General features: G+C 38.6%; 20 protein-coding genes. 11 read left to right on the forward strand and 9 right to left on the reverse strand.

All coding sequences use genetic code 11. The features are described 5' to 3' along the window. Nucleotides 1–124 precede the first annotated feature (124 nt). The 6 genes from coaE to nadC all read right to left on the reverse strand — a co-directional run bounded on the left by coaE (nucleotide 125) and on the right by nadC (nucleotide 6,297). Nucleotides 125–766 carry a dephospho-CoA kinase gene (gene coaE / locus L659_RS0111495; protein WP_024590620.1) on the reverse strand — a complete coding sequence of 214 codons (642 nt, stop codon included), beginning with the start codon at nucleotides 764–766 and terminating at the stop codon, nucleotides 125–127. 1 nt (nucleotide 767) lies between these two features. After that, nucleotides 768–1,661 (reverse strand): prepilin peptidase, encoded by an 894-nt coding sequence (locus tag L659_RS0111500; protein WP_024590621.1) that lies wholly within the window; start codon nucleotides 1,659–1,661, stop codon nucleotides 768–770. Between the two features lie 162 nt (nucleotides 1,662–1,823). After that, nucleotides 1,824–3,053: a type II secretion system F family protein gene (locus L659_RS0111505; protein WP_024590622.1), complete on the reverse strand. Its 1,230-nt coding sequence runs from the start codon at nucleotides 3,051–3,053 to the stop codon at nucleotides 1,824–1,826. 87 nt (nucleotides 3,054–3,140) lie between these two features. Further along, on the reverse strand, nucleotides 3,141–4,349 hold the full coding sequence (locus L659_RS0111510; protein ID WP_024590623.1) for an O-antigen ligase family protein: 1,209 nt from the start codon (nucleotides 4,347–4,349) through the stop codon (nucleotides 3,141–3,143). A gap of 198 nt (nucleotides 4,350–4,547) precedes the next feature. Continuing rightward, a complete protein-coding gene (locus L659_RS0111515; protein ID WP_029769886.1) occupies nucleotides 4,548–4,961 on the reverse strand; it encodes a pilin in 414 nt (137 codons plus the stop codon). Nucleotides 4,962–5,445: 484 nt separating this feature from the next. Further along, a complete protein-coding gene (nadC, locus tag L659_RS0111520) occupies nucleotides 5,446–6,297 on the reverse strand; it encodes a carboxylating nicotinate-nucleotide diphosphorylase (RefSeq protein WP_024590625.1) in 852 nt (283 codons plus the stop codon). 329 nt (nucleotides 6,298–6,626) lie between these two features. Here nadC and ampD point away from each other — a divergent pair, with 329 nt between their 5' ends. Both ampD and ampE read left to right on the forward strand, forming a co-directional pair. Further along, nucleotides 6,627–7,181, forward strand: coding sequence for a 1,6-anhydro-N-acetylmuramyl-L-alanine amidase AmpD (gene ampD / locus L659_RS0111525; RefSeq protein ID WP_024590626.1), 555 nt, complete (start codon nucleotides 6,627–6,629; stop codon nucleotides 7,179–7,181). Nucleotides 7,182–7,194: 13 nt separating this feature from the next. After that, a complete protein-coding gene (gene ampE / locus L659_RS0111530; protein WP_007586130.1) occupies nucleotides 7,195–8,046 on the forward strand; it encodes a beta-lactamase regulator AmpE in 852 nt (283 codons plus the stop codon). Nucleotides 8,047–8,546: 500 nt separating this feature from the next. Here ampE and L659_RS0111535 read toward each other — a convergent pair whose 3' ends face one another. After that, nucleotides 8,547–8,999: an REP-associated tyrosine transposase gene (locus tag L659_RS0111535; protein ID WP_024590627.1), complete on the reverse strand. Its 453-nt coding sequence runs from the start codon at nucleotides 8,997–8,999 to the stop codon at nucleotides 8,547–8,549. A gap of 727 nt (nucleotides 9,000–9,726) precedes the next feature. Here L659_RS0111535 and pdhR point away from each other — a divergent pair. The 5 genes from pdhR to L659_RS0111560 all read left to right on the forward strand — a co-directional run bounded on the left by pdhR (nucleotide 9,727) and on the right by L659_RS0111560 (nucleotide 17,767). Continuing rightward, nucleotides 9,727–10,476, forward strand: coding sequence for a pyruvate dehydrogenase complex transcriptional repressor PdhR (pdhR, locus tag L659_RS0111540; RefSeq protein WP_007586129.1), 750 nt, complete (start codon nucleotides 9,727–9,729; stop codon nucleotides 10,474–10,476). 89 nt (nucleotides 10,477–10,565) lie between these two features. After that, entirely contained in the window at nucleotides 10,566–13,232 is a 2,667-nt protein-coding gene (aceE, locus tag L659_RS0111545) for a pyruvate dehydrogenase (acetyl-transferring), homodimeric type (protein ID WP_024590628.1), read from the forward strand. A 10-nt stretch (nucleotides 13,233–13,242) separates the two neighbouring features. Then, complete coding sequence (gene aceF, locus L659_RS0111550) at nucleotides 13,243–15,162, forward strand: pyruvate dehydrogenase complex dihydrolipoyllysine-residue acetyltransferase (protein WP_024590629.1); 1,920 nt, start codon at nucleotides 13,243–13,245, stop codon at nucleotides 15,160–15,162. Nucleotides 15,163–15,337: 175 nt separating this feature from the next. After that, nucleotides 15,338–16,762 (forward strand): dihydrolipoyl dehydrogenase, encoded by a 1,425-nt coding sequence (gene lpdA / locus L659_RS0111555; protein WP_007586124.1) that lies wholly within the window; start codon nucleotides 15,338–15,340, stop codon nucleotides 16,760–16,762. Nucleotides 16,763–17,086: 324 nt separating this feature from the next. Continuing rightward, nucleotides 17,087–17,767, forward strand: coding sequence for a tRNA-uridine aminocarboxypropyltransferase (locus tag L659_RS0111560; protein WP_024590630.1), 681 nt, complete (start codon nucleotides 17,087–17,089; stop codon nucleotides 17,765–17,767). Nucleotides 17,768–17,777: 10 nt separating this feature from the next. Here L659_RS0111560 and L659_RS0111565 read toward each other — a convergent pair whose 3' ends face one another. After that, nucleotides 17,778–18,293 carry a hypothetical protein gene (locus L659_RS0111565; RefSeq protein WP_024590631.1) on the reverse strand — a complete coding sequence of 172 codons (516 nt, stop codon included), beginning with the start codon at nucleotides 18,291–18,293 and terminating at the stop codon, nucleotides 17,778–17,780. A gap of 937 nt (nucleotides 18,294–19,230) precedes the next feature. Here L659_RS0111565 and L659_RS0111570 point away from each other — a divergent pair. From L659_RS0111570 to L659_RS0111585, 4 genes are read left to right on the forward strand one after another with little or no spacing between them, the layout of a single operon-like run. Then, the gene (locus L659_RS0111570) at nucleotides 19,231–20,235 is read left to right on the forward strand and encodes a Fe(3+) ABC transporter substrate-binding protein (RefSeq protein WP_024590632.1); all 1,005 of its coding nucleotides are present in this window, start codon (nucleotides 19,231–19,233) and stop codon (nucleotides 20,233–20,235) included. Further along, a complete protein-coding gene (locus tag L659_RS0111575; RefSeq protein ID WP_024590633.1) occupies nucleotides 20,235–21,866 on the forward strand; it encodes an ABC transporter permease in 1,632 nt (543 codons plus the stop codon). The genes L659_RS0111570 and L659_RS0111575 overlap by 1 nt, the downstream gene beginning before the upstream one ends. Then, on the forward strand, nucleotides 21,867–22,916 hold the full coding sequence (locus tag L659_RS0111580; RefSeq protein ID WP_024590634.1) for an ABC transporter ATP-binding protein: 1,050 nt from the start codon (nucleotides 21,867–21,869) through the stop codon (nucleotides 22,914–22,916). A gap of 48 nt (nucleotides 22,917–22,964) precedes the next feature. Beyond that, nucleotides 22,965–23,864: a Dyp-type peroxidase gene (locus L659_RS0111585; protein WP_024590635.1), complete on the forward strand. Its 900-nt coding sequence runs from the start codon at nucleotides 22,965–22,967 to the stop codon at nucleotides 23,862–23,864. 7 nt (nucleotides 23,865–23,871) lie between these two features. Here the strand turns inward: L659_RS0111585 and argR are convergent, their stop codons facing one another. Next, nucleotides 23,872–24,339, reverse strand: a complete 468-nt coding sequence (gene argR / locus L659_RS0111590) for a transcriptional regulator ArgR (protein WP_002957753.1) — start codon at nucleotides 24,337–24,339, stop codon at nucleotides 23,872–23,874. Nucleotides 24,340–24,513 lie beyond the last annotated feature (174 nt).

Here is a 24,513-nt window from a genome sequence, read left to right on the forward strand (position 1 = left end):
CGCACCTGTTTTATTCCTTCAATAGTAAGCAATTTATCAGAAAAAAGAAGGTGATTACATCACCTTTCATTCTTTGTTGTGATTTTACTAACTAAAATACGAGTTTGTGTGAGTTAGGACAGTGTTAATGTGAGTTAGTTTTGTTGTGTAATGCATATTGTAGGTACTTTTTATGAAGATCAACAAGTTCTATATGCACTAGGTTTAAACTACGGTCGTTATTTAAAATATCATTCGCTTTTTGCTGCTTATCGGCACGTGACATTTGTGAGGCAATAATACTTTTAACTTGCTCACTACTTGTGTTGTCACGTTTTACTGTACGCGCTATTTGTACAGAGGTTGGTACGTCAATAAGTAGGGTATGGTCGCAATATTTATCAAGGTTGTTTTCAAACAATAAAGGCGCTACTAAAACAACATAAGGGCTAGTTGCATTATTTAAATCGGTTAGTATTTTTATCCGTATAAGAGGGTGCAATAACGCATTAAGCCATTCTTTGTCATTGTTGTTAGTAAATATTTTTTCGCGTAATTCTGCTCTATTTAATGTGCCATCAGGCAATAAAATATCTTTGCCAAAGTGGGCTGTAATCGCTTTTAGCTCTTTGCTATTTGGGAGTACTACTTCACGCGCAATTATATCGGCATCAACTATAGTAATACCAAGTTCTTCAAACATATTGCTTACGGCTGTTTTACCACAACCAATACCACCTGTTAAACCTAATACCCAGCTGTTTACTTTAGTTATTTGTTCACTCATTTTAATAACCAATTAAATTAAAATAAGTGCCTTGAATTTGGTTGCCCCAAAGCATTGTGATCCAGCCAGCTATCGCTAAATAAGGGCCAAAAGGGATAGGGGTCGCTTTGTCTTTACCTTGTATGCTCAGCAGTGCAATACCTATAATGGCACCCACTACGCTCGAAAGTAGAATAATAGTGAGTAATGACTGCCAGCCAAGCAAAGCACCAAATACAGCAAGCAGTTTAAAGTCGCCATAGCCCATGCCTTCTTTACCGGTTAATAACTTAAATAACCAAAACACGCTCCATAAACTTAAATAGCCACAAGCCGCACCAATAATGGCATCGGTTGGTGTAATTGTGTAACCCATTACAGAGGCAATAAGTGCAAGCCATACAAGCGGAAGTGTAAGTTGATCTGGCAGCAGCATGTGGTCAATATCAATAAAGGTTAGTGCAACCAATATCCACGTTACAAAAATATATAAAAGGGCTTGCTCGGTCGCACCAAAGCTATAGGCAACAATTAAACTTAATAGGGCAGTAATTAGCTCTACAGCAGGATAACGGGCCGAAATAGGATTACTGCAACTTGCGCATTTACCTTTTAATATTAACCAACTAATAATAGGAATATTCTGCCAAGGCTTAATGGCAGTTTTACATTTAGGGCAGGTAGAGTTGGGTTTTACTAAGTTAAAAGGCTCATTGATATTGGCTTGTTTAGATTTATTCCCTGTAAGTTCATCTTCTAACAGTAGTCTGCATTCGCTTTGCCACTCACGCTGCATCATCAATGGTAAGCGATAAATAACCACATTTAAAAAACTACCAATACATAAACTAATTAAGCCAATAGTGGTTAAATAAAACCACAACTGGCTTTGCATTACTTCTATAATACTTTGCATTCTATTACCTGAAAATTATTTTAAAAATTAAGCGTTTAAAAATTAAGTGAAGTATTTATCACAAAGAGAAGTGAAAGAGAGTAAATGAGAAGACATTAATAGCCATACCTTAACAAAAAGTAAGCCTCTCTTTTATTTCCTGTGAATTGTTATTTTTGGTAATTAAATAACAGAGCCAAGTTGGAAAATAGGTAAGTACATAGCAACAATCAAGCCACCAACAAGTACACCTAGTACGGCCATAATAAGTGGCTCAAGTAAACTTGAAAGGCCATCAACTGCATCATCAACTTCTTGTTCGTAAATAGTTGCTACTTTTGCGAGCATGCCATCTAGTGAGCCAGACTCCTCACCAATAGCGACCATTTGTATTACCATATCAGGGAATATTTTTGAGTTGCGCATTGCCCAGTTCATTTGATTACCCGAGCTCACTTCTACTTTAATATCTAAAATGGCATAACGATATACAGCATTGCCGGAAGCCCCTGCAGCAGAGTCAAGTGCATCAACTAATGGAACACCAGCGGCAAATGTAGTCGAAAGAGTCCTTGCATAGCGAGCAACAGCCGCTTTATTTAAAATCATGCCAATAACAGGGAGTTTAAGTATAGCTCGGTCGGTTGCATCTCTTAATTTTAAGCTTCTTAATTTAGCTTCTTTAAATGCATATCCAAAAGCAAACATTCCAATAAGAATCATCCACCAATATGCTTGCATAAAGTCAGATATACCAATTACAAATAATGTAAAAGCGGGGAGTTCAGCGCCAAAACCTGCAAAAATGTCTTGAAACTGTGGCACTACAAATATTAGTAATATTGAGGTAACAATACCGGCAATTACTAATACCGAAATAGGGTAAAACATTGCTTTTTTAATTTTTGACTTCAATGCTTCAGACTTTTCTTTATAAATAGCGACACGATCAAATATTCTATCAAGCGCACCTGACTGCTCACCTGAGGCTACTAGGTCACAATATAAATCATCAAAGTAGCGGGGGTGTTTTCTAAGCGCTGTAGATAATGGCTGACCCGCTTTTACTTCATCGGCAATAGTCTCCATTAGTTTCCTGATACTTTTATTAGTCGAACCAGTACCAATCATTTCAATTGATTGTATTAGCGGAACGCCCGCCATCAACATAGTTGCTATTTGGCGAGTAACGAGAGCGATATCCTTTGGCGTTATTTTTTGAACACTTTGAATGCCAAATAATGGTTTTGCTTTACGCTTTACTTTTGAGGGAGTGATACCTTGCTTGCGAAGCTGAGCCTTTACTAATGCAATACTATTACCTGTAAGCTCGCCTTCAAGTTTCTTCCCTCGTGCACTTACACCGACCCACTGAAAGGTATCGAGGCCTTTATCTTGTTGTTTTTTTGCCATTAAGAGTACCCAGCTGAATTTGGTTTGAAACTTCATTATTATAAGCATAACTTAAACTAATGATTCTTGATAGAAAAGTTGGGCGCTTTAAAATCGTTGTCCAACGGACCAAAATCTAGGTCCGTAAATATAGCCCTTATCAGGATCAATATTATTATATATGCTTATCACTTTCTGTAAGTATAGGTACCATGTAAAAACAAATAAAATGGCTACTAAAGCTTTTAAGTATTTATTTATGGAAATGCTTTGGATACTTTTTTTATTGATTCTACCAAGTAGCAACCCCCACATTATAAATAAGAGTGTTTGCGATACTGGCATTACATGCACGCCAGAAAATAGTGAGTATGTAATACCTATAGCAAAAGAGTAAAAGAGGCTTTCAGTAATGATATCTTTTTTATGACATTTCAAATGTGTTATGGCTTTTTTAAAGGTTGTACAAACAGCAGTTAAAATACATATAAGAGCTATAAGGCCCCACTCATTTAAAATTTCAATTAACGAATTATGAGGATGGCTAAAAGGAGCTGAGCTGCCAAGTGACATTTCAAACACTCCAGGACCATTGCCTATAAATAAATGCTTTAAAGATAGGCTTGAAAGAGTATTAAACCATAAATCAATACGGCCCGAGGTGGATGTGCGTAGTATTTCAGCCCCCCCTTTATTTAATGAGTCCAGAGCATAAAAAGCAATGCAACTTAATATAAAACAGGCTAATCCGATAAAAACTTGTTTTTTTAATGTAGCTTTTAAAGCAAGAGCAAAAATAGAGAAAACTAAAAATGAGAGTAAAGCGCCACGAGCTTGGCCAATGAATATTAATAATAAGTTTAAAAACAAAATAATAAATACAATGTGCTGAATACTTTTAAACTTTAGGAGTAGCACCAAAAAGGGAAGAATAAACACCTGTACTTGGTTAAAAAAGCGAATGTTAATAAAACCGGAGTAGATTATGTAGGGGTTTAAGGGTTGTTGTTCTGATAGCGTAAAAATTATATTAAGTAGGCATATTAAAATGAGGCTTGTATGAGTTATCAGTAATGCATAAATAATAAATAAAATAGATTTTTTATTATTTATAGTACTTACATAACACATAGTTAAAATAAGTAAGCTTATATGAAATGTGTAAAGTAAGCTAAAAATTTGCTCCGCACTCATTAATGCAGATAAACAACCAAAAAAGATAAAAACTGAAAATAATATTCCACTTTTTTTGTTTAGTACCAGCCTAAATGTAGGCTCTTTAATGCCTAAAAAAGAAATAAGCGCTATAAGGCTCATACTAAGTAACAACGCTATTTGAATTATGCGTTGGTGATTATGGTAATCGTAGGAAAATATGGGTATTAGAGGTATTAGCGTACACAGAAAAAACAAGCTGATAAGCGATGGTTTTATTATATTTACTATATTCATAAATGCTGATTCTTACGCATTAAAAAAGCGCCTAATTAGGCGCTTTTAGTAATCAAAAAATGATTACGATTGTGGACATGTTTTAGGTGCTAAAGTTGGATCATCAAGCTCTGATGTTTTACAAGACCAAGCGCCAGCATCAGTTCTTGTCCAAGTTAGTGTTGCACCTTCAATTTGTGTTGGAGCGTTAACAACGACACACTTGATATTATCTGTCCCAGGCGTAATTGTGCAATTTTGAGTTGGTGATGTTAAACCCATTTGCGTTAGGGTTGGTGTTTCATCACCATTATTTTTTGCTATCTCAAAACCAGTTCTACCAGAAGAGATTTCAGCTAAGGCTGCTGTTAATTTTGAAGTCGATTGGTATTTAGAGTATGCAGGTAATGCAATTGCAGCAAGAATACCGATGATTGCTACTACAATCATTAATTCAATTAGGGTGAAACCCTGTTGTTTTTGAGTCATTGTTTTCATGTTTCCTCTCCTAAAGGATAGATTTTTGTAACTTAAATCACTTAAGCGGCAGAAGTGCCTAACTTAATTTAACTGATTTACTTTACAGTTTTACTTAAAATTAATTTTATTACACTTTAGCTTTAGAGTATGAAACACAAAAGCCGTACGTGAATTCATTATGTTTAGTACTAGCTATAAAAGTTTACTAAGAGCACTACATGTTGTAGCAACAAATAGTATAGGCATAAAGTAAGTAGTTTAGTTGCTTTAGTTTTTAATTATGTCTTTAAAAACTAAAGGTACTAGTTATTTATGACTACCTTTTAAAATAAAATAGTACAACAGAATTAGTCTACCATTTTATTTTAGTATTTAGCACGTATCTTCTTATAAAAAAGCGATTTTATTTAACAAAATGTTACAAAGTAAGCCTTTCGGGTTATTTAATGCTTTTTTACTTAACTTGTCAATCGATTAGGGGTATTAATTGGCAGTTGTTGCTTTAAAATCGTTCAAAACGCATCGATAAATCGATTGATTGTAAGTTTTTTGTTAACGCTCCGCTTGATATAAAATCGACGCCGGCTTGTGAATAAGTTTTGAGCGTTTCTAGGGTCATATTGCCTGAAACCTCTAATTTTGCACGCTTGTTGGTTAAAATTACAGCTTGCTTAATTTGCTCTACGCTAAAGTTGTCTAGCATAATTATGTCGGCGCCAGCTTCAATTGCTTGCTTAAGTTCAGGGAGTGATTCTACTTCGACTTCGACAGGTTTGTTTGGGTGGTTTTGTTTAGCTTGAGCTACGGCTTTGTTTATTGTGCCGCAAGCTGCTATGTGATTTTCTTTAATTAAAAAAGCGTCAAATAATCCAATACGATGGTTTGCACCCCCGCCACATTTTACTGCGTATTTTTGAAGAGCGCGCAGACCAGGTATGGTTTTGCGTGTATCGAGTAGTTGCGTTGTTGTACCACTTAATTCTTTTACATAATGTGCTGTAGTAGTGGCTGTACCCGATAACGTTTGCACAAAGTTAAGTGCAGTACGCTCGGCAGTTAATATTGAACGAGCCGAGCCAATAGCGGTAAATAATGTGCTGTTTGCTTTAACTGCGTCGCCATCATTAATGAGTACATTAACCTTAACGCTTGGGTCTACCTGTTTGAATACTTCAAGGATGATGTCTTTTCCACAAAAAATGCAGTCTTCGCGGGTGATTACTTTTGCGTTGGCTTGCTCGCTCTGAGGGATAAGCTGCGCGGTAATATCGCCTTCTTGAGCTGTTTGATAATTTAGATCTTCGTTGAGTGCAAGAGTGACAAGTTGGCTAACTAAAGAGTGCGGGGTAGACATAATAAAAGCTCATAAGCGTTAATAAATTAAGCAAATTTTACTATGTTTATAAAAGAAAGAGAAGCGATTGCCTTTTCGCTAATATAAAGATAAGCGCTTGAAGTAAATTCGTACCTACCTATGGGTTTGAATTATCTGTAGGTGAGGTTTTATACCTCGCTTTTAATTTCAAAAGTTATGTTACATGAGCGGATGTAAATTCGCACCTACGTGTGGGTTTGAATTATTTGTAGGTGAGGTTTTATACCTCGCTTGTTACTATCATTTTTTTAATAAATCCATTAGCATCAGTGCTATGTATATCTTGATATTTATATAATAAACGTATCATGAAAATAGATTTAAACGGTGTTTTAAGTACGGTAGCGCAGCGGCCTTGTTCGCATTTTGATGAGCGCCCTGATGAGGCTGATATTTCTTTATTGGTGATTCACAATATATCATTGCCAGCAGGGCAGTTTGGTACACCTTTCGTTGATGAGTTATTTATGGGGTGCATTGATTGCAATGCTCATCCGAGTTTTAGTGACTTAAAGAATTTACGTGTATCGGCCCATTGCTTTATAAAGCGCACCGGTGAGGTTACACAATATGTGCCTTTTGATAAGCGTGCTTGGCATGCAGGGCAATCTGAGTTTGAGGGGGTACCTGCTTGTAATAACTTTAGCATTGGCATTGAGCTTGAAGGTACCGACACCGCTCCATATTCTTTAGCACAGTACAAAACATTAACTATTATTAGTAAATCTATAATGCAACGCTATCCAAAAATTACCCCTTCGCGTATTGTTGGGCATTGCGATATTGCCCCTGGGCGTAAAACAGATCCTGGCAGTAGCTTTAATTGGCCATTGTTTTTTAATATGATTGAACAACTAAGTTAAGAGAGTTATTCCCATGATTTTAGTTTCTATAATAATTGCATTAATACTAGAGCGCTTAGGCGCTCGGTCTAATTACTGGCAGATAAGTTATTACGCAAATGGTTATTTAAATCGCTCTAATAAATTACTTGGTGATAAGGGCTTATTTAGCTCAGCACCGGGCTTTTTAATTTGGCTTTTACTTCCAGTGATTGCGATGGCACTAATTTATTGTTTATCTGATTTTGTTTTGTGGCAGTTGGGCATTAATATCGCGGTGCTTTTGGTTTGCTTTGGTTGTGCTAAGCAGCGTGCTTTATATAAGTCGTACTTAAATGCGTTAACGCGAGATGACGGTACTGCTGCATCTTTATATGCGTTGCAAATAGGTCAAAAGCGTACTGATGATCAAGATGGTGGCGAAACCTTTGGGCAAACATTGGCGTGGGTAAACTTTAGATTTTACTGTGCGGTTATTTTTTGGTTCGTTGTTTTAGGCGCGCCAGGTGCGGTTTTATATGCACTGGTACGTACTTTAGCTGATTTAGTACGAGAAGATCATAAAGTAATATTTGCTAAGCGTTTTAAACTTATACATAAATTATTGTTTTGGCTCGACTGGTTACCTGCACGTATTACCAGCTTTGGTTATTTAGTAATAGGTAACTTTAATAAAGGCACAAGCTGTTGGCTACGTTACGTACTTAACTTTAAATCTCCAAACCGAGAAGTAGTAACATGTACTGCGCTGGCTGCAGAGCAAGTTGAAAAGCGTTATTACGGCTGTACCTACGAGGCCACTTGTATGATTAAGCTTGTTAAGCGCAATGTATTATTTTACTTAGTACTTATAGCGCTACTTACATTATTTGGTGGACTGTCGTAGTCGCGATTTTACATCGCGCATTGTGTTTTTCGGTTGGGAGATTAGTTGCCAAATATCGCGGGGTAAACCCGCTGCTACGATATTGCGTAGTCGCGATTTTATATCGCGCATTGTGTTTTTGGTTGGGAGATTAGTTGCCAAATGTCGCGGGGTAAACCCGCTGCTACGATATTTGCGTAGTCGCGATTTTACATCGCGCATTGTGTTTTTCGGTTGGGAGGTTAGTTGCCAAATGTCGCGGGGTAAACCCGCTGCTACGATTGCGTAGTCGCGATTTTACATCGCGCATTTTGTTTTGCGTTTAGGCAATTACTTGCACAATAATCGCGGGGTAAACCCGCTGCTACGATATCGCGCATTGTGTTTTTGGTTGGAGATTAGTTGCCTAATGTCGCGGGGTAAACCCGCTGCTACGATATTGCGAAGTCGCGATTTTATATCGCGCATTGTGTTTTTCGGTTGGGAGATTAGTTGCCAAATGTCGCGGGGTAAACCCGCTGCTACGAGTTTAGATAAATACTATCCCAATATGGGTAGTCTGCAATATTTTCTATTAAATTTGCACGCAAAGGGTTTGCGACTATGTATCTAGCACAGCTATTTAAGTCTTCGGTATTTCTTATTAAGTGATCATAAAACCCTTTTTGCCAAAGCTTTTGTCTGCCAAATTGTCTATACACCGTGGCTGAGCGTCCTTTGAAGCTTCTAATTACCTCACTTAATGTTGCGCTATCGGATAATTGTAATAACCAATGAATATGGTTTGGCATTATCACGAAAGTATTTGATTTAATTAGTTGCTCTCTTTCTAATCCCCTCATTTCATTGATAATAGCTCTATTAATTATTAAGCTTGTGAATAGGTTGTTTCGCTCATGACAAACCAGTGTAATAGCATAATAGTGGTTTGCTTTTGATACTCTTCCCTTTCGTAATAAATATGAACGATGCATAACATACCCGTATTTTAGCAATCACAGACCCACGAATTTAAAGCATATGCAATTTTTATAAATTTGCGTAGTCGCGATTTTACATCGCGCATTGTGTTTTACGTTTAGGTAATTACTTGCACAATAGTCGCGGGGTAAATCCGCTGCTACGATATTGCGTAGTCGCGATTTTACATCGCGCATTGTGTTTTACGTTTAGGTAATTGCTTGCACAATAGTCGCGGGATAAACCCGCTGCTACGATATTGCGTAGTCGCGATTTTATATCCCACATATGTTTTTCGGTTGGGAGATTGTTTGCACAATAATCGCGGGGTAAACCCGCTGCTACGATATTGTGTAGTCGCGATTTTATATCGCGCATTGTGTTTTATGTTTAGTTGATTGATCGTGTGTAAATTGCAGCTATTTCTTTGGTACTTTTATCCTGTTATTAATTTCTTTAATAAATTCAACTAGAGTTAACACTCTATTTTTCTGGTCAGACCAATTGTTTTCATCCTATTAACGTTATAACAATTTTTGTAAATTGCGCATTGTTTAATCTTCGTTCAAAATGCGTTACGCTACTTTAATTGCTCAAGCTACCTGTAAATTGACAGCTAATAAGGTTTTTGATACCGTATTGAAAATTTTTGGTATGACCAATTTACCTTTTGGGTAAATCATACTACTCAAAGCCCCGCTTTATGGGCTCTTGGTATTTATACAACGCGGACGTTGATTCATGTCTTTAAAGATCAAAGCAGCAAAGTTATCTGATGTTATTTTACAGCAACTCGAGAACATGATTCTTGAAGGCTCGTTAGCACCAGGTGAAAAGTTGCCACCAGAGCGTGAACTAGCAAAGCAATTTGAAGTGTCTCGCCCGTCACTGCGTGAGGCAATTCAAAAGTTAGAAGCAAAAGGTTTAGTTACGCGTCGCCAAGGTGGCGGCACGTTTGTAAAAAATCAGCTCGAAGAAGGGCTTACTGATCCACTTTTTGATTTGATTAGTAAACACCCTGAGTCGCAGTTTGATTTACTTGAATTTCGTCATGCATTAGAAGGGATTGCTGCTTACTACGCAGCACTGCGCGGGACCAGCAACGATTTTAGCAAAGTGAAAGAAAGCTTTGATAAAATTGCCCTAGTTAATGATGATTTACAGCAAAAAGCAAAAGCAATTAATGCATTTCACTTTAGCGTGGCAGAAGCCTCGCATAATGTGGTGTTACTGCATTTAGTAAGAGGCATGAAAGCGCTACTTGAGCAAAATGTATTGCAAAATTTAACTGTTCTATTAAAAAAGTCAGATATTAGCAGTCAGTTAGCCCAGCACCGGCGTTTATTAATGGATGCCGTTATTGACGGTAATCCAGAACAAGCCCGTTTAGCAAGTAATGCGCATTTAGCGTTTATAGAAGAAGCATTACTTGAAGCGGGTAAAGAACATTCGCGAATTGAACGTAGTTTAAGACGCACCAAACAAAATTAAGCTAGTACATTGCTACTTTGAACACACAAAATTAAGTAACAGTGATATTAAATTAAACATTCGTATTTTAAACATAAGGAAACCTCCATATGTCTGAAGTCAATAAAATTGACGTAGACGCGCTAGAAACACAAGAGTGGTTACAAGCTCTTGAATCAGTTGTGCGCGAAGAAGGTGTTGAACGAGCTCAGTTTTTACTTGAGCAAGTGTTAGAACAAGCCCGTTTAGACGGCGTTGATATGCCAACGGGTATTACCACGAACTACGTTAATACTATTCCTGTAGATCAAGAACCGGCTTACCCAGGTGATGTAAACCTTGAGCGCCGTATTCGTTCAATTATACGTTGGAACGCGATTATGATCGTTCTACGTGCATCGAAAAAAGATCTCGACTTAGGCGGTCATATGGCGTCTTACCAATCATCTGCTGCATTTTATGAAGTGTGTTTTAACCACTTCTTTAAAGCACCAAATGACGTAGACGGTGGTGACTTAGTTTATTACCAAGGTCATATTTCTCCGGGTATTTACGCACGTGCGTTTGTTGAAGGTCGTTTATCGGCAACACAGTTAGATAACTTCCGCCAAGAAGTTGATGGCAAAGGTTTACCGTCGTACCCACACCCTAAATTAATGCCTGAATTTTGGCAGTTCCCTACGGTATCAATGGGCCTAGGTCCGATTGCGTCTATTTACCAAGCTCGCTTTTTAAAATACTTAGATGGTCGTGGCTTAAAAGACACTAAAAACCAACGTGTATACGCGTTTTTAGGCGACGGTGAAATGGATGAGCCAGAATCACGCGGTGCTATTTCTTTTGCTTCACGCGAAAAGCTAGACAACCTTTGTTACTTAATTAACTGTAACTTACAGCGTTTAGATGGTCCAGTTATGGGTAATGGTAAAATTATTCAAGAGCTAGAAGGCTTGTTTAAAGGCGCTGGCTGGAACGTAATTAAACTAGTTTGGGGCAGCGGCTGGGATATTCTTCTAGCTAAAGACACAACGGGTAAATTACTACAGTTAATGAACGAAACTGTTGATGGTGATTACCAAACATACAAAGCTAAAGATGGCGCGTACGTACGTGAAAACTTCTTTGGTCGTTACCCAGAAACAGCTGCACTTGTTGCAGATATGACAGATGACGAAATTTTCGCGCTTAAGCGTGGTGGTCATGAGTCATCAAAACTATTTGCTGCATTTAAAAAAGCAGAAGATACTAAAGGTCGTCCAACTGTGATTCTTGCTAAAACTGTAAAAGGTTACGGCATGGGTGAAGCAGCTGAAGGTAAAAACATTGCACACCAAGTGAAAAAAATGGATATGTCGCATGTTGCACATTTACGTTCACGTCTTGGTCTTGACGATTTAGTATCTGAGGAGCAATTAAAAGAGCTTCCTTATTTAGAGCTTGAAGAAGGCTCACCAGAGCATAAGTACCTTCATGCTCGTCGTGATGCACTTAAAGGTTATACACCTAAACGTATTCCTCGTTTTACTGAAAAATTAGCGTTGCCAGAAGTAGAGGCATTTAAACCGCTACTTGAAGAGCAAAAACGTGATATTTCTACAACAATGGCATTTGTTCGTGCACTTAATATCTTATTAAAAGATAAAGGCATTGGTAAAAATATTGTACCAATTATTGCCGATGAAGCACGTACATTTGGTATGGAAGGTTTATTCCGTCAAATCGGTATTTATAACCCGCATGGTCAAAACTATACACCACAGGATCGTGATATTGTTTCTTACTATAAAGAAACTGTATCAGGGCAAGTGCTTCAAGAAGGTATTAATGAGTTAGGTGCAATGTCGTCATGGGTTGCTGCTGCAACTTCATACAGCACTAACGATTTACCAATGATCCCATTCTACATTTACTACTCTATGTTTGGTTTCCAACGCGTTGGCGACATGGCATGGATGGCGGGCGATCAACAAGCACGTGGTTTCTTATTAGGTGCTACTGCGGGTCGTACAACGCTAAATGGTGAAGGCTTACAACACGAAGATGGTCACAGTCATATTCTTGCTAATACGGTTCCTAACTGTATTTCATATGACCCAACTTACGCGTTTGAAGTAGCTGTTATTGTACAAGACGGTATTCGTCGTATGTACGGTGATGACCAAGAAAATATTTACTACTACCTAACGCTTATGAACGAAAACTACCATCAGCCAGCTATGCCAGAAGGCGCTGAAGAAGGTATTCGTAAAGGTATTTATAAGCTTGAAAGTTACGAAGGTAAAAAAGCCAACGTACAGCTATTAAGCTCAGGTACTATTATGACTGAAGTACGTAAAGCCGCTACGATTCTAAGCGAAGAGTATGGCATTGCGTCTGACGTGTTCTCTGTAACGTCTTTCAACGAATTAACGCGTGAAGGTCAAGATGCTGAACGTTTCAATATGCTTAACCCTGAAGGCGAGCAAAAAACAGCATTCATCACAAGCGTATTAAACGACTCTGTGACTGTTGCAGCAACGGATTACATGAAAAACTACGCAGAACAAGCGCGTTCATTTATTCCAAGCAGCAACTACAAAGTGTTAGGTACAGATGGTTATGGTCGTTCTGATAGCCGTGAAAACCTACGTCGTCACTTTGAAGTTAACGCGGGCTACGTTGTTGTTGCTACGTTATCTGAACTTGCTAAACGTGGTGAAGTTGAGAAGTCAGTAGTTGTTGAAGCACTTAAAAAGTTCAACATCGACACTAACAAACTTAACCCACTGTACGCATAAGAGGTTTGCAATGAGTATTGAAATTAAAGTACCAGATATTGGTGACGATGAAGTAGAAGTAACCGAAATATTAGTAAGCGTTGGCGACAAAGTAGATGTTGACCAATCATTATTAAATGTTGAAGGCGACAAAGCATCAATGGAAATACCTGCTTCGCAAGCGGGTACAGTTAAAGAAATTAAAGTAAACGTTGGCGACACCGTTACAACAGGCTCTTTAGTATTTTTGTTTGAAGGCGAAAGTGAAAGCACTGGTGAAGAAAAAGCATCAGCCGCTGCTCCAGCTAAATCTGAAGAGGCAGCACCTGCTGCTTCTACAGGTTCTTCAACTAAAGAAGTAACCGTACCAGACATTGGCGATGATGAAGTTGAAGTAACTGAAATCATGGTTGCTGTTGGCGACACCGTTTCAGAAGAGCAATCTATCTTAAACGTGGAAGGCGACAAGGCAGCAATGGAAGTTCCAGCTCCATTTGCCGGTATAGTTAAAGAAATTAAAGTCGCCGCTGGCGACACAGTTAAAACAGGCTCATTAGTGTTTGTTTTTGAAGTAGCAGGAAGTGAATCTGCAGCACCGGCTAAAGAGTCGGCTCCTGTAGAAGCGCCAGCAGCTAGCTCAACAGCAAACGCAGCACCAAGTACTAAAGACGTTAATGTACCTGATATTGGTGGCGATGAAGTTGAAGTAACTGAAATTATGGTTGCAGTTGGCGATACGGTTGAAGAAGATCAATCAATCTTAAACGTTGAAGGCGACAAAGCTGCAATGGAAGTACCAGCTCCATTTGCAGGTACAGTTAAAGAAATTAAAGTAGCCGCTGGCGATAAAGTATCGACTGGCTCATTAATTTTTGTATTTGAAGTTGCAGGCAGCGCGCCAGTAGCAGCACCTGCACCCGCTGAAAAATCAGCACCTGCAGCTGCGGCTAAAACTGAGTCGGCACCGGCTCAAGCGGCACCAGCAAAAGCAAGTAATGAAAGCTTCACAGAAAACAGCGCGTATGCTCATGCATCACCTGTTGTTCGCCGTTTAGCGCGTGAGTTTGGTATTAACCTAGCTAACGTTAAAGGCACTGGTCGTAAAGCCCGTATAGTTAAAGAAGACGTGCAAAACTATGTTAAAAACCTAGTTAAGCAAGTTGAGTCGGGTCAATTATCTGCAGGTAGTAATGCTGGTGGCAGCGAGCTTGGTCTTATTCCATGGCCTAAAGTTGATTTTGCTAAGTTTGGCGAAATTGAAGAGCAAAAGCTGTCTCGTATTCAAAAGCTATCAGGCAAAAACTTACACCGTAACTGGGTGCAAATCCCACATGTTACACAGTTTGACGAAGCTGATATCACAAGCCTTGAAGTATTCCGTAAAGAGCAAAATGTGCTTAGCGAGAAGAAAAAGCTGGGTGTTAAAATTACGCCGCTTGTGTTTGTAATGAAAGCAGCTGCAAAAGCACTTGCTGAATTTCCAAAATTCAACTCATCGCTTTCTGCAGACGGCGAAAGCTTAATTCTTAAAAAGTACATTAACATTGGTGTTGCAGTTGATACGCCAAACGGTTTAGTTGTACCAGTGTTTAAAGATGTTGATAAAAAAGGCATTATTGAACTATCACGCGAATTAATGGAAGTATCTGTTAAAGCACGTGACGGGAAGCTTACATCGTCTGATATGCAAGGTGGTTGTTTTACTATTTCTAGCCTTGGCGGTATTGGCGGTACGGCATTTACGCCGATTGTTAATGCACCAGAAGTGGCTATTTTAGGTGTGTCTAAATCTGAAATGAAACCTAAATGGAATGGCAAAGAGTTTGAACCAAAACTAATGGTTCCGCTGTCTATGTCGTACGACCATAGGGTTATTGACGGAGCACTTGCTGCACGCTTTACTGTGACTCTTGCAAGTTACATGAGCGATATTCGCCAATTGGTGATGTAATCGCTGGACAATGAATAGAATCAAATCCCAGCCAGTTGTTTTTAGCTGGGATTTTTACCATTTGCAATGATACAATCTTTGCACAAATTTGTGATCTGCTCTCACTTTCTGCCTTGCAGAAACATGGCAGTTAAACTTTAGGGCAGTGTCCCGTTCAAACAATTAAGGTAATAGCATGAGCAACGAATTAAAAACTCAAGTTGTTGTACTAGGCGGTGGTCCTGGTGGTTATTCTGCGGCTTTCCGTGCTGCTGACTTGGGCTTAGAAGTTACATTAGTAGAATCTCGCGAAACATTAGGTGGCGTATGTCTTAATGTTGGTTGTATTCCTTCAAAAGCACTTTTACACGTAGCTAAAGTGATTGATGATGCAGCTGAAATGTCATCTCATGGTGTTACTTTTGGCGCACCAAAGATCGATCTTGACCAAGTTCGTACTTGGAAAGATTCTGTAGTTGGCCAGTTAACTGGTGGACTAGAGGGCATGGCTAAAATGCGTAAAGTGAAAGTTGTATCTGGTTACGGCAAATTCACTGGCAGCAATACTTTAGTAGTTGAAGGCGAGAAAGACTCTACAACTATCACGTTTGATAACGCGATTATTGCAGCAGGTTCTAAACCAGTTAACTTACCTTTCATCCCACAAGATGACCGTGTAATTGATTCAACTGGCGCGCTAGAGCTTAAAGATGTACCAGAAAAACTACTTGTACTTGGTGGTGGTATTATCGGTCTTGAAATGGGTACGGTTTACCGTGCACTAGGTTCTGCAATTGATGTTGTAGAATTTGCTGACCAATTAGTTCCAGCAGCTGATAAAGACATTATCAAAATTTACCAAAAATACGTAAGCAAAAAATTCAACGTAATGCTTTCAACTAAAGTTGTTGGTGTTGAAGCTAAAAAAGATGGCTTATACGTAACGTTTGAAGGTAAAAACGCACCAGCAGAACCTGTACGTTACGACAAAGTGCTTGTTGCAGTTGGCCGTACTCCAAACGGTAACTTACTTGATGCTGAAAAAGCGGGCGTAAACGTTGATGAGCGTGGCTTTATTAATGTTGATAAGCAATTACGTACTAACGTAAGCCATATTTTTGCAATTGGTGACTTAGTTGGCCAGCCTATGCTTGCGCATAAAGCGGTTCATGAAGGTCATGTCGCTGCAGAAGTTATTTCTGGTCAGAAGCATTTCTTCGACCCTAAATGTATTCCTTCGATTGCGTATACTGACCCAGAAATCGCTTGGGTAGGTGTTACTGAGAAAGAAGCAAAAGAGCAAGGCCTAAAAATTGAAACTGCGGTATTCCCGTGGGCAGCTTCTGGTCGTGCTATTGCATCATCTCGTACTGAAGGTTCTACTAAACTTATTTTTGATAAAGAAAGTGGCCGTATAATCGGTGGTGCTATGATCGGTATTAACGCGGGCGAAATGCTTGGCGAAATCGGTTTAGGTATTGAAATGGGTGCTGATGGTGAAGACTTAGCGCTTACTATTCATGCTCACCCTACATTGAATGAATCAATCGGCCTTGCAGCTGAAATTTTTGAAGGTTCGATCACTGACTTACCAAACAAAAAAGCAGTTAAAAAGAAGTAATTTAACTTTTTAGCATTTGTTTGAAAAACCCAACTTCGGTTGGGTTTTTTTATGCCTGGTTTTTAATTTAAGAGATGTTGAATTAATTCAATGATACGAATCTGCTTATATATGGGGTCTATTTAACGTTAAGAAAATTACGCTAGAACTAGGCAAAAGTTTTTGTATCTAGTTGTTCTAAATAAAAAATTTTTAACGACGTTATAGTGCAATTTAATTCGTTAAATTGATCAAAGATTTATGCAGGTTGGTATGGCTATAAATATAAGATTAAATAGCGATAAGTCGTTACAATGCGCGCTTAATTAATTGAAGGTAAATACAGTGAAAAACTCAGTTTTAGCATTACGCGCTCAACAAATAAGTGAATCCCGTCGAGAGTTTAATGCTCGAGGCGGTAAATTAGATCGCTGTGAGCAATGCTTAATAGCTAAGCACTACTGTATTTGTAAAGGTGTTGAGCATGCAGATTGTAAAGCAGCTGTGTGCTTATTAATGTATCACAATGAAAGTTTTAAACCTTCTAATACTGGGCGCTTAATTGCTGAAATAGTGCCAGATAACCACGCCTTTAGGTGGGACAGAACAGACCCTAATCCCGCTCTTTTAGCTTTGATAAGCGATTCACAATATCAGCCAATGGTAGTATTCCCTGCTGAAGATGTAGAAGAGGGCAGGGCCATTACCGAAATAAGTATTGAAGAGGGTAAAAAACCGCTATTTATATTTTTAGATGGTACCTGGCGTGAAGCTAAAAAAATGATTCGCAAAAGCCCATACTTAGATAACTTGCCTGTACTTTCTGTTACTGCTGATAAACTATCTGATTACCGATTACGTGTTGCCCCTCATGCGCATCAACTAGGCACTGCTGAAGTGGCTATTATGGTATTAGCACTTGCGGGCGAAATGGATGCATCTTCTAAATTAGAACAGCATTTTATTAAGTTTCGTGATGCGTATTTGCTTGGTAAGCGCAATAAAGGCCGACCGCTAGAAGAGTAGCTTTACGCAGTTAAGCGAAAGCTTGCTGCTCTTTCAAGTGAGCAAGTGCTTTATTTTGAATTGCTCTGAAGCCTTCTTCAGATGTTAATTGTAAAACCGTATTATATAATTGGCTTACGCTATTGTGAGCCTGAATAAACGAGGTGCAGTCCTCACCAATCATATCCTTAGCCTCTTCGACTCGCTTTAAAAAGTAACAGCTAATATCGGTTTTTCCCTTAAAGTGAGTAGTCGCAATAGCGTTTGCTATTCTATTAAGCTGATAACTAAATTCATCAGGTCGAGAACCCTCACCCCATTTACTAATAGAAATATCGCTTTCTAACTGGATAATTACGTTAAGTATGTTTTTAAACTCACTCATTGGCATATTTAAAAAGTTATAACCTTTGGGGCTAAATAAAGCTTTATACGGATTTTCGTTGGGAGTTTGGGCACTAAAAACACCAATTGGTTTTGCTGTACTTGCGTCTGATACTTTACATAAAAAGGTATTGCTTTGCGGCGTTTTAAAATTCATATCCATTGAGTATTTATGATCCTTGCGTTACTTAGTTATCGGCGCAATTAATGAAAAACTTAGCGAAATTTAAAATATTAATAAAGTATTTGAAGGTATTAATATTGATTAACTGGGATGCAGTATTACCCTGCAAAAGTTAGTGGTAGTTGCTTAGAGCTTTACTAAACCCAAATTTTAGGCAAAGAAAAGCGCGCTCTATCTCTAGGCGCGCTTGCGGAATCTTCTAATTTTCTGCATCCTGCAATTGAACTTAATCAACTCCAATTTTTACTAATCCATGTTTATTACTATATTACTTTTTAGTTCTATGTAATGTAGACCATCCGGGCCTGTATCCTTAAATTCCTAAACATCCTGTAGGGTAAATACTATTACCAAATCCTTAATTACACTTCCTAGTGTATCCCTATTTTAACCAATCCATTGTGTTGCCTTAAAGGCCTATCCATTTATTCCTTAAACATCCTGTTAAACAACTTAGCCGTGTTGTTATCCTTTTCGCATCTTCCTGACGCTGTCCTTTTTACAACATTGCGTTGTGATACTCATCCTGAGCCTGTCCTAAAATCCGTGTTGTCCTGGTAACCTAATCATTGGTTGGTTGAGTAAGCAGTCCATTTCCTTTTACTCAATAAGCGTCATTGCTTGGTTGATGCGTAAATTATAGTGCAATAGAGCAACTAAAATAGGGATAAAACTACATTCAATTAGTATTTACGCAATAGTAATAATGTGAAAGCTCAGTTAATACAGGTGCTTAGGTTGTTTTTGTGTGTTTTTTATCTTGATTTTTACTCATTAGCTGTCACATCCGTGAGACATCTCTTACACTGCATTTCCTTTTTGGGCGTTATTTACATATTTACATTTATTTAAAGTGTGCACTTTTTGAATGAGCGCGGTAGAATTCGATGATAATAACAATTATTTAGGTGAAATAATGAAGACAGTATTTACACTTGTTTTAGGATTAGCAGCATCGGCACCAGCCTTTGCAAGTGACGTTGTTAATATCTATTCTTTTCGTCAGCCGTTTTTGATTCAGCCAATTTTAGAAGATTTTACAAAACAAACGGGAATAAAAACCAATGTTGTTTTTGCTAAAAAAGGGTTAATTGAGCGTGTTAAACGTGAAGGTAAACATAGTAAAGCCGATTTAGTATTAACCTCTAATTTTAGTGCGCTTATTCAATTAGAAGATTTAAAATTAACACAAACTATAAAAAGTGACAGTGTAAATAATAACGTGCCTGCAGCTTTTCGTGACGGTGATGGCCAATGGGTCGCGCTTACTAAGCGAGTGCGTAATGTGTATTCATCAAAAGAGCGAATTGGTGCGTTACCTAAGCTCACTTATGAAGATTTAGCAGATCCTAAATACAAAGGACAAATTTGTACGCGTTCTGGCAAACATCCATATAACTTAGGTTTAGTGGCTTCTATGATTGCACACCATGGTGAAGCGCAAACCAAAGAGTGGCTTGAAGGTGTTAAGGCTAATTTAGCACGTAAACCTCAAGGTAACGATCGTGCTCAAGTTAAAGCCGTTAAAGAAGGTTTATGTAACTTGGCATTAGGTAATAGTTACTACCTTGGTAAAATGCTAGAAGATAAAGAACAAAAAGGTTGGGCTGAGGCCGTAAATATTAACTTTCCGAATCAAACTAATCGTGGCTCACACATAAATGTTTCGGGTGCGGTTATTACCAAATATGCTAAAAACCCTGAAAATGCATTAAAGCTCATAGAGTATATGACCGACAGCAAAGCACAAAACATGTATGCCTCATTAAATATGGAGTATCCAGTTAAGTCGGGTGTTGAACTATCAAGTTTGGTTGCGTCTTGGGGGAGTTTTAAAGAAGACAGCTTGCCACTTGATGAGATTAGTAAATATCGTCCGTTAGCGCTTAAGCTAATTGATGAGGTGAAGTTCGATCTTTAATGACTAATAAATTTAAGCTGTCTAAATGGCAGCTCTTTGCGTGGTCGACTGGCTTAATTCTATCGGCCCCGTTGTTTTTTCTTCTTTTTGAATCTCTACAAGGTAGCTCTGAGGTGTTTTCTCACCTGTGGGATACCGTGCTTTGGGATTACATAACCAATACCGTATTGCTTGTTTTAGGTGTTTGCGTCCTTAGCTGCGCCATAGCTTTGCCACTTGGATGGCTAACGGCTTACTGTAGTTTCCCGGGTAAAAAACAGTTTGAATGGGCACTTATGCTGCCCCTTGCTATGCCCACCTATATTATTGCCTATGTATACACTGATTTATTAGATTATGCGGGCCCGGTGCAAATAGCGCTGAGAGAATGGTTTGGTTGGCAATCGCCTAATGACTATTGGTTTTTTGATATACGTACATTACCCGGCGCCATCGTTATGATTGCCTTGGTGCTTTATCCGTATTTATTTTTGATTTTTAAAACGGCTCTTCGCGAGCAGTCATTCAAATTAGTACAAGCTAGCCAGTTAATGGGATTATCTCCTTGGCAAAGTTTCTTTAAAGTAAGCTTAGTACTCTCTCGTGGGGCTATTGTGGCGGCTCTTGCGCTTATAAGTATGGAAACCATGGCTGACTTTGCAACAGTGAGTTATTTTGCCGTAAGTACATTAACTACGGCTGTGTACGATACGTGGTTTGGTTATTACTCACTTACAGCGGCAGCTAAAATATCGGGTGTGATGTTATTACTGTTATTTTTAGCATTAATGGCAGAGCGCTTTAGTCGTCGTAACCAAGCTGTATTTGAGCGCCAATCAAGTGTAAATAGTGAATCTCTCTATGTATTAAAAGGAAAGTCAGCTTGGCTCGCAACGGCATTTTGTAGCTTTATTTTACTTATCGCGTTTGTAACTCCTATTGCAGTACTCATAAATTACGCCATTACTTACTTTGATAAAGCATGGAATGTAGAGTTTTTTAGTTACGCTTGGCAAAGTTTAAAAGTGGCAGGGGTTGTGAGCCTAATAACGATTACGTTGAGTGTTTTTGTGGTTTTTTATCAGCGTGTGGCAAAGCAAACGTATCCGCTTATTCCTGGGCGTTTAGCAAGCACAGGATATGCGTTGCCTGGCACAGTACTCGCTATTGCGGTTTTGTTACCCCTTACATTATTAGAGAACACCATTAACACAGCGCTCGAGCCGTATAATTTAGATATTGGCTTACTGCTTACAGGTAGCATTCTTACTATTATTATTGCTTATATTGTTAGGTTTTACGCCATTGCACACGGAGCAATTGAGTCGAGTTTTTTACGTATTAGCCCATCACTTGATATGGCAAGCCAATCAATGGGTAAAAGCCAAGGACAAACACTGCGTTTAGTGCACCTACCTTTACTGCGAAGAGGATTGCTTACTGCTGCGTTATTGGTATTTATTGAGTGCATGAAAGAACTGCCGGCTGCGCTATTGCTCAGGCCGTTTAATTTTGAAAGCTTAGCTACTCATGTATTTCAGTATGTGAGTGACGAGCAGTTAGAGCTTGCTTCTATATCGGCATTATTTATTGTTATTGTTGGGTTTATTCCTTTGTATTTTATTAATCGTTCTATGGAGCAGCGTAGTTAAATGAGTAGTTTAATTTTACAAGGCGTGAGCTATCACTATAACGGCACAAAGGTTATCCACAATTTAGATTTAACAGTAGGTAAAGATGAAATTGTTTGCCTACTCGGAGCGAGTGGGTGCGGCAAAACGACCACGTTAAAAGCGATTGCAGGTTTAATTGAAGCTAAGCAAGGGTCTATTTTTATAGACGGTAAATTAGTGAGTGATGAGCAATCGTTTGTCTCGCCTGAGCACCGTAACATCGGCATGATGTTTCAAGATTATGCATTGTTTCCGCATTTAACGGTAGCAAATAATATCGCATTCGGGCTTAGTAAAATGAGTAAAGCTCAAAAGCAGCAACGCGTTGATGAAATGCTTAAGCTGGTACATTTAATTGGCTGTGCCGACAGGTTCCCGCATCAGTTATCGGGTGGTCAACAGCAGCGTGTAGCTATTGCTCGTGCATTAGCTTATAAGCCTAGTTTATTGCTACTTGATGAGCCCTTTTCAAATATCGACACACAAGTACGCTTTGAATTAATTGCCGATATACGTCGAATTATTAAGGCAACTCAAGTGTCTGCTGTGTTTGTTACACATTCAAAAGAAGAGGCGTTTGCGTTTTCAGATACACTTGCCATTATGCATCGCGGTAAAATTGAGCAACAAGGCACGCCCGAGCAGCTTTTTGCAGCTCCATGTTCAAAGGAGGTTGCAGAGTTTCTGGGTCAAGGCATATACTTGAGCGCAGAAGTATTAACAGCAACTGAATACAAAACACCATTTGGTTTAGTCGAATCTTATATTGAGAGTAAGCAAAACGTAAGCGTAGGGCTTATATATGTGCGCCCTCATCAAATAGAATTAGTGGCAGATAACCAAAGTGACAAACTCAGCAAGCGAGCTACAATCATAAGTCGTCGCTTTATTGGTTCGGCGTATGTTTATTCACTTGTTATTGATAAACAAGAAATTGAAGTTGCTGCACAATATGGCCAGTCATTTGAAAATAATGAACAGGCTATAATAAAAATAAAACCTCACACGGTGAATTTTTTCGAATCGTAATTAATTTGTTATTCGCTGTGTTTTTATCTGTAAAACTAAGGAATAACAATGGCGCAAGCGCAATCAGGGATTTGTGCTGAAGCAAACTTACACGGTTTGCACTTATTTTTTAATGTGTTTGATGGTCAAGATGAATCACTTCGCGCAAAGTTAAAACAAGTAAGCGCTATTGAAGAAGAATTTAGCGATCAATTTTCAGAATCAATGCTCTCTTGTATGGTTGCTATTGGTGCGCAATATTGGCCGCATATCCTCCCTGAATACATCCCAAGCGAATTACAGAGCTTTCCTAATATAAACCATAGCGATCATCAAATGAGCGTACAACCGTGCGATTTATTTGTGCAAATTCGCTCTGACCGTGAAGACGTTAACCATTTATTTGCGCTGCAAATTTTAAAACTATTTGCTCCCGATGTTGAGCTGGTGGAGCAAATTCGTAATTTTCGCTTTTTAGATGGTCGTGATTTTAATGGTTTTATTTATGGTGGCGACACCGCACATGGAAGAAAAAAGCGCGCTACGGCTTTAATTAGTAACCCTGGCAATTTTGAAGATCAGGGGAGTTATATTCATGTACAGCGCTATAAGCATGATTTAACTATGTGGCAGCACTTATCATTGAGCGAGCAAGAACAAATAATGGGGCGTACGCGCCTTGATAACACGCTAATTACCCCCGCGATCGAAACCAGCCATGCTTCGCGAAGTGAGCTAAAAGACGAAGACGGACAACCGCTATTATTAAATCAGAGCATGCCTTATGGCGATGTGTATGAGCAGGGAATGTTATCAATTACATGCTCTTGTACGGGCACCGCATTTGAAAAAGTACTTAATAGTCGTTTAGGGGAAGGGGATTGTTACGACCACTGGCTTGATTTTACTCAAGCCGATATGGGTTCTGCTTTCTTTGCGCCTTCAGTCGGGTTTTTAAAACAAATTTAGTTTGCTATTAAACCGTATCAAATAAAATGCGAACACGTTCAAGTGTTACATCTATTTCAGATATTTTAGCAGGAGCGATAAAAATAGTATCGTCGCCTGCAATTGTTCCTAGTACGCCATCTGCTTTACCTAATGAATCTAATAAACGAGCGATAAGCTGAGCGGCGCCTGGACTGGTACGAATAATGATCATCATTTCGTTGTGCATAATGTCGATTACTAATTGGCGTAATGGGCTTTTAGCCGTAGGTACACCCATTTCAGCAGGTAAGCAGTAAACCATTTCTTGTTTGGCGTTACGTGTGCGTACAGCACCAAATTTACTTAACATGCGCGATACTTTACTTTGGCTTATATTGTCAAAGCCTTGATCTTTTAATGCATCAACTATTTCGCCTTGAGAGCCAAAATTTTCTTCTTTTAATAGTGATTTAAATGCTTTTACCAGTGCTTCTTGTTTATCTTGTGGTTGCATAGTCTTTATTCGTTTTTGTTATTTATGCCGCAAATTCTACACAAAAATGAATAATTATGCAGCAGTTGTTTAGTTAACTTGTCAGTTTGATGCGTTAAATCACAAAAGTTTACGACTATGGTCGAAAATATACTTGAAATAGACAGGATAAATTTGTTTTTAGTCGCTAATTTC

It is taken from the genome of Pseudoalteromonas sp. S8-8 (assembly GCF_000497875.1).
Lineage (GTDB): Bacteria > Pseudomonadota > Gammaproteobacteria > Enterobacterales > Alteromonadaceae > Pseudoalteromonas > Pseudoalteromonas arctica.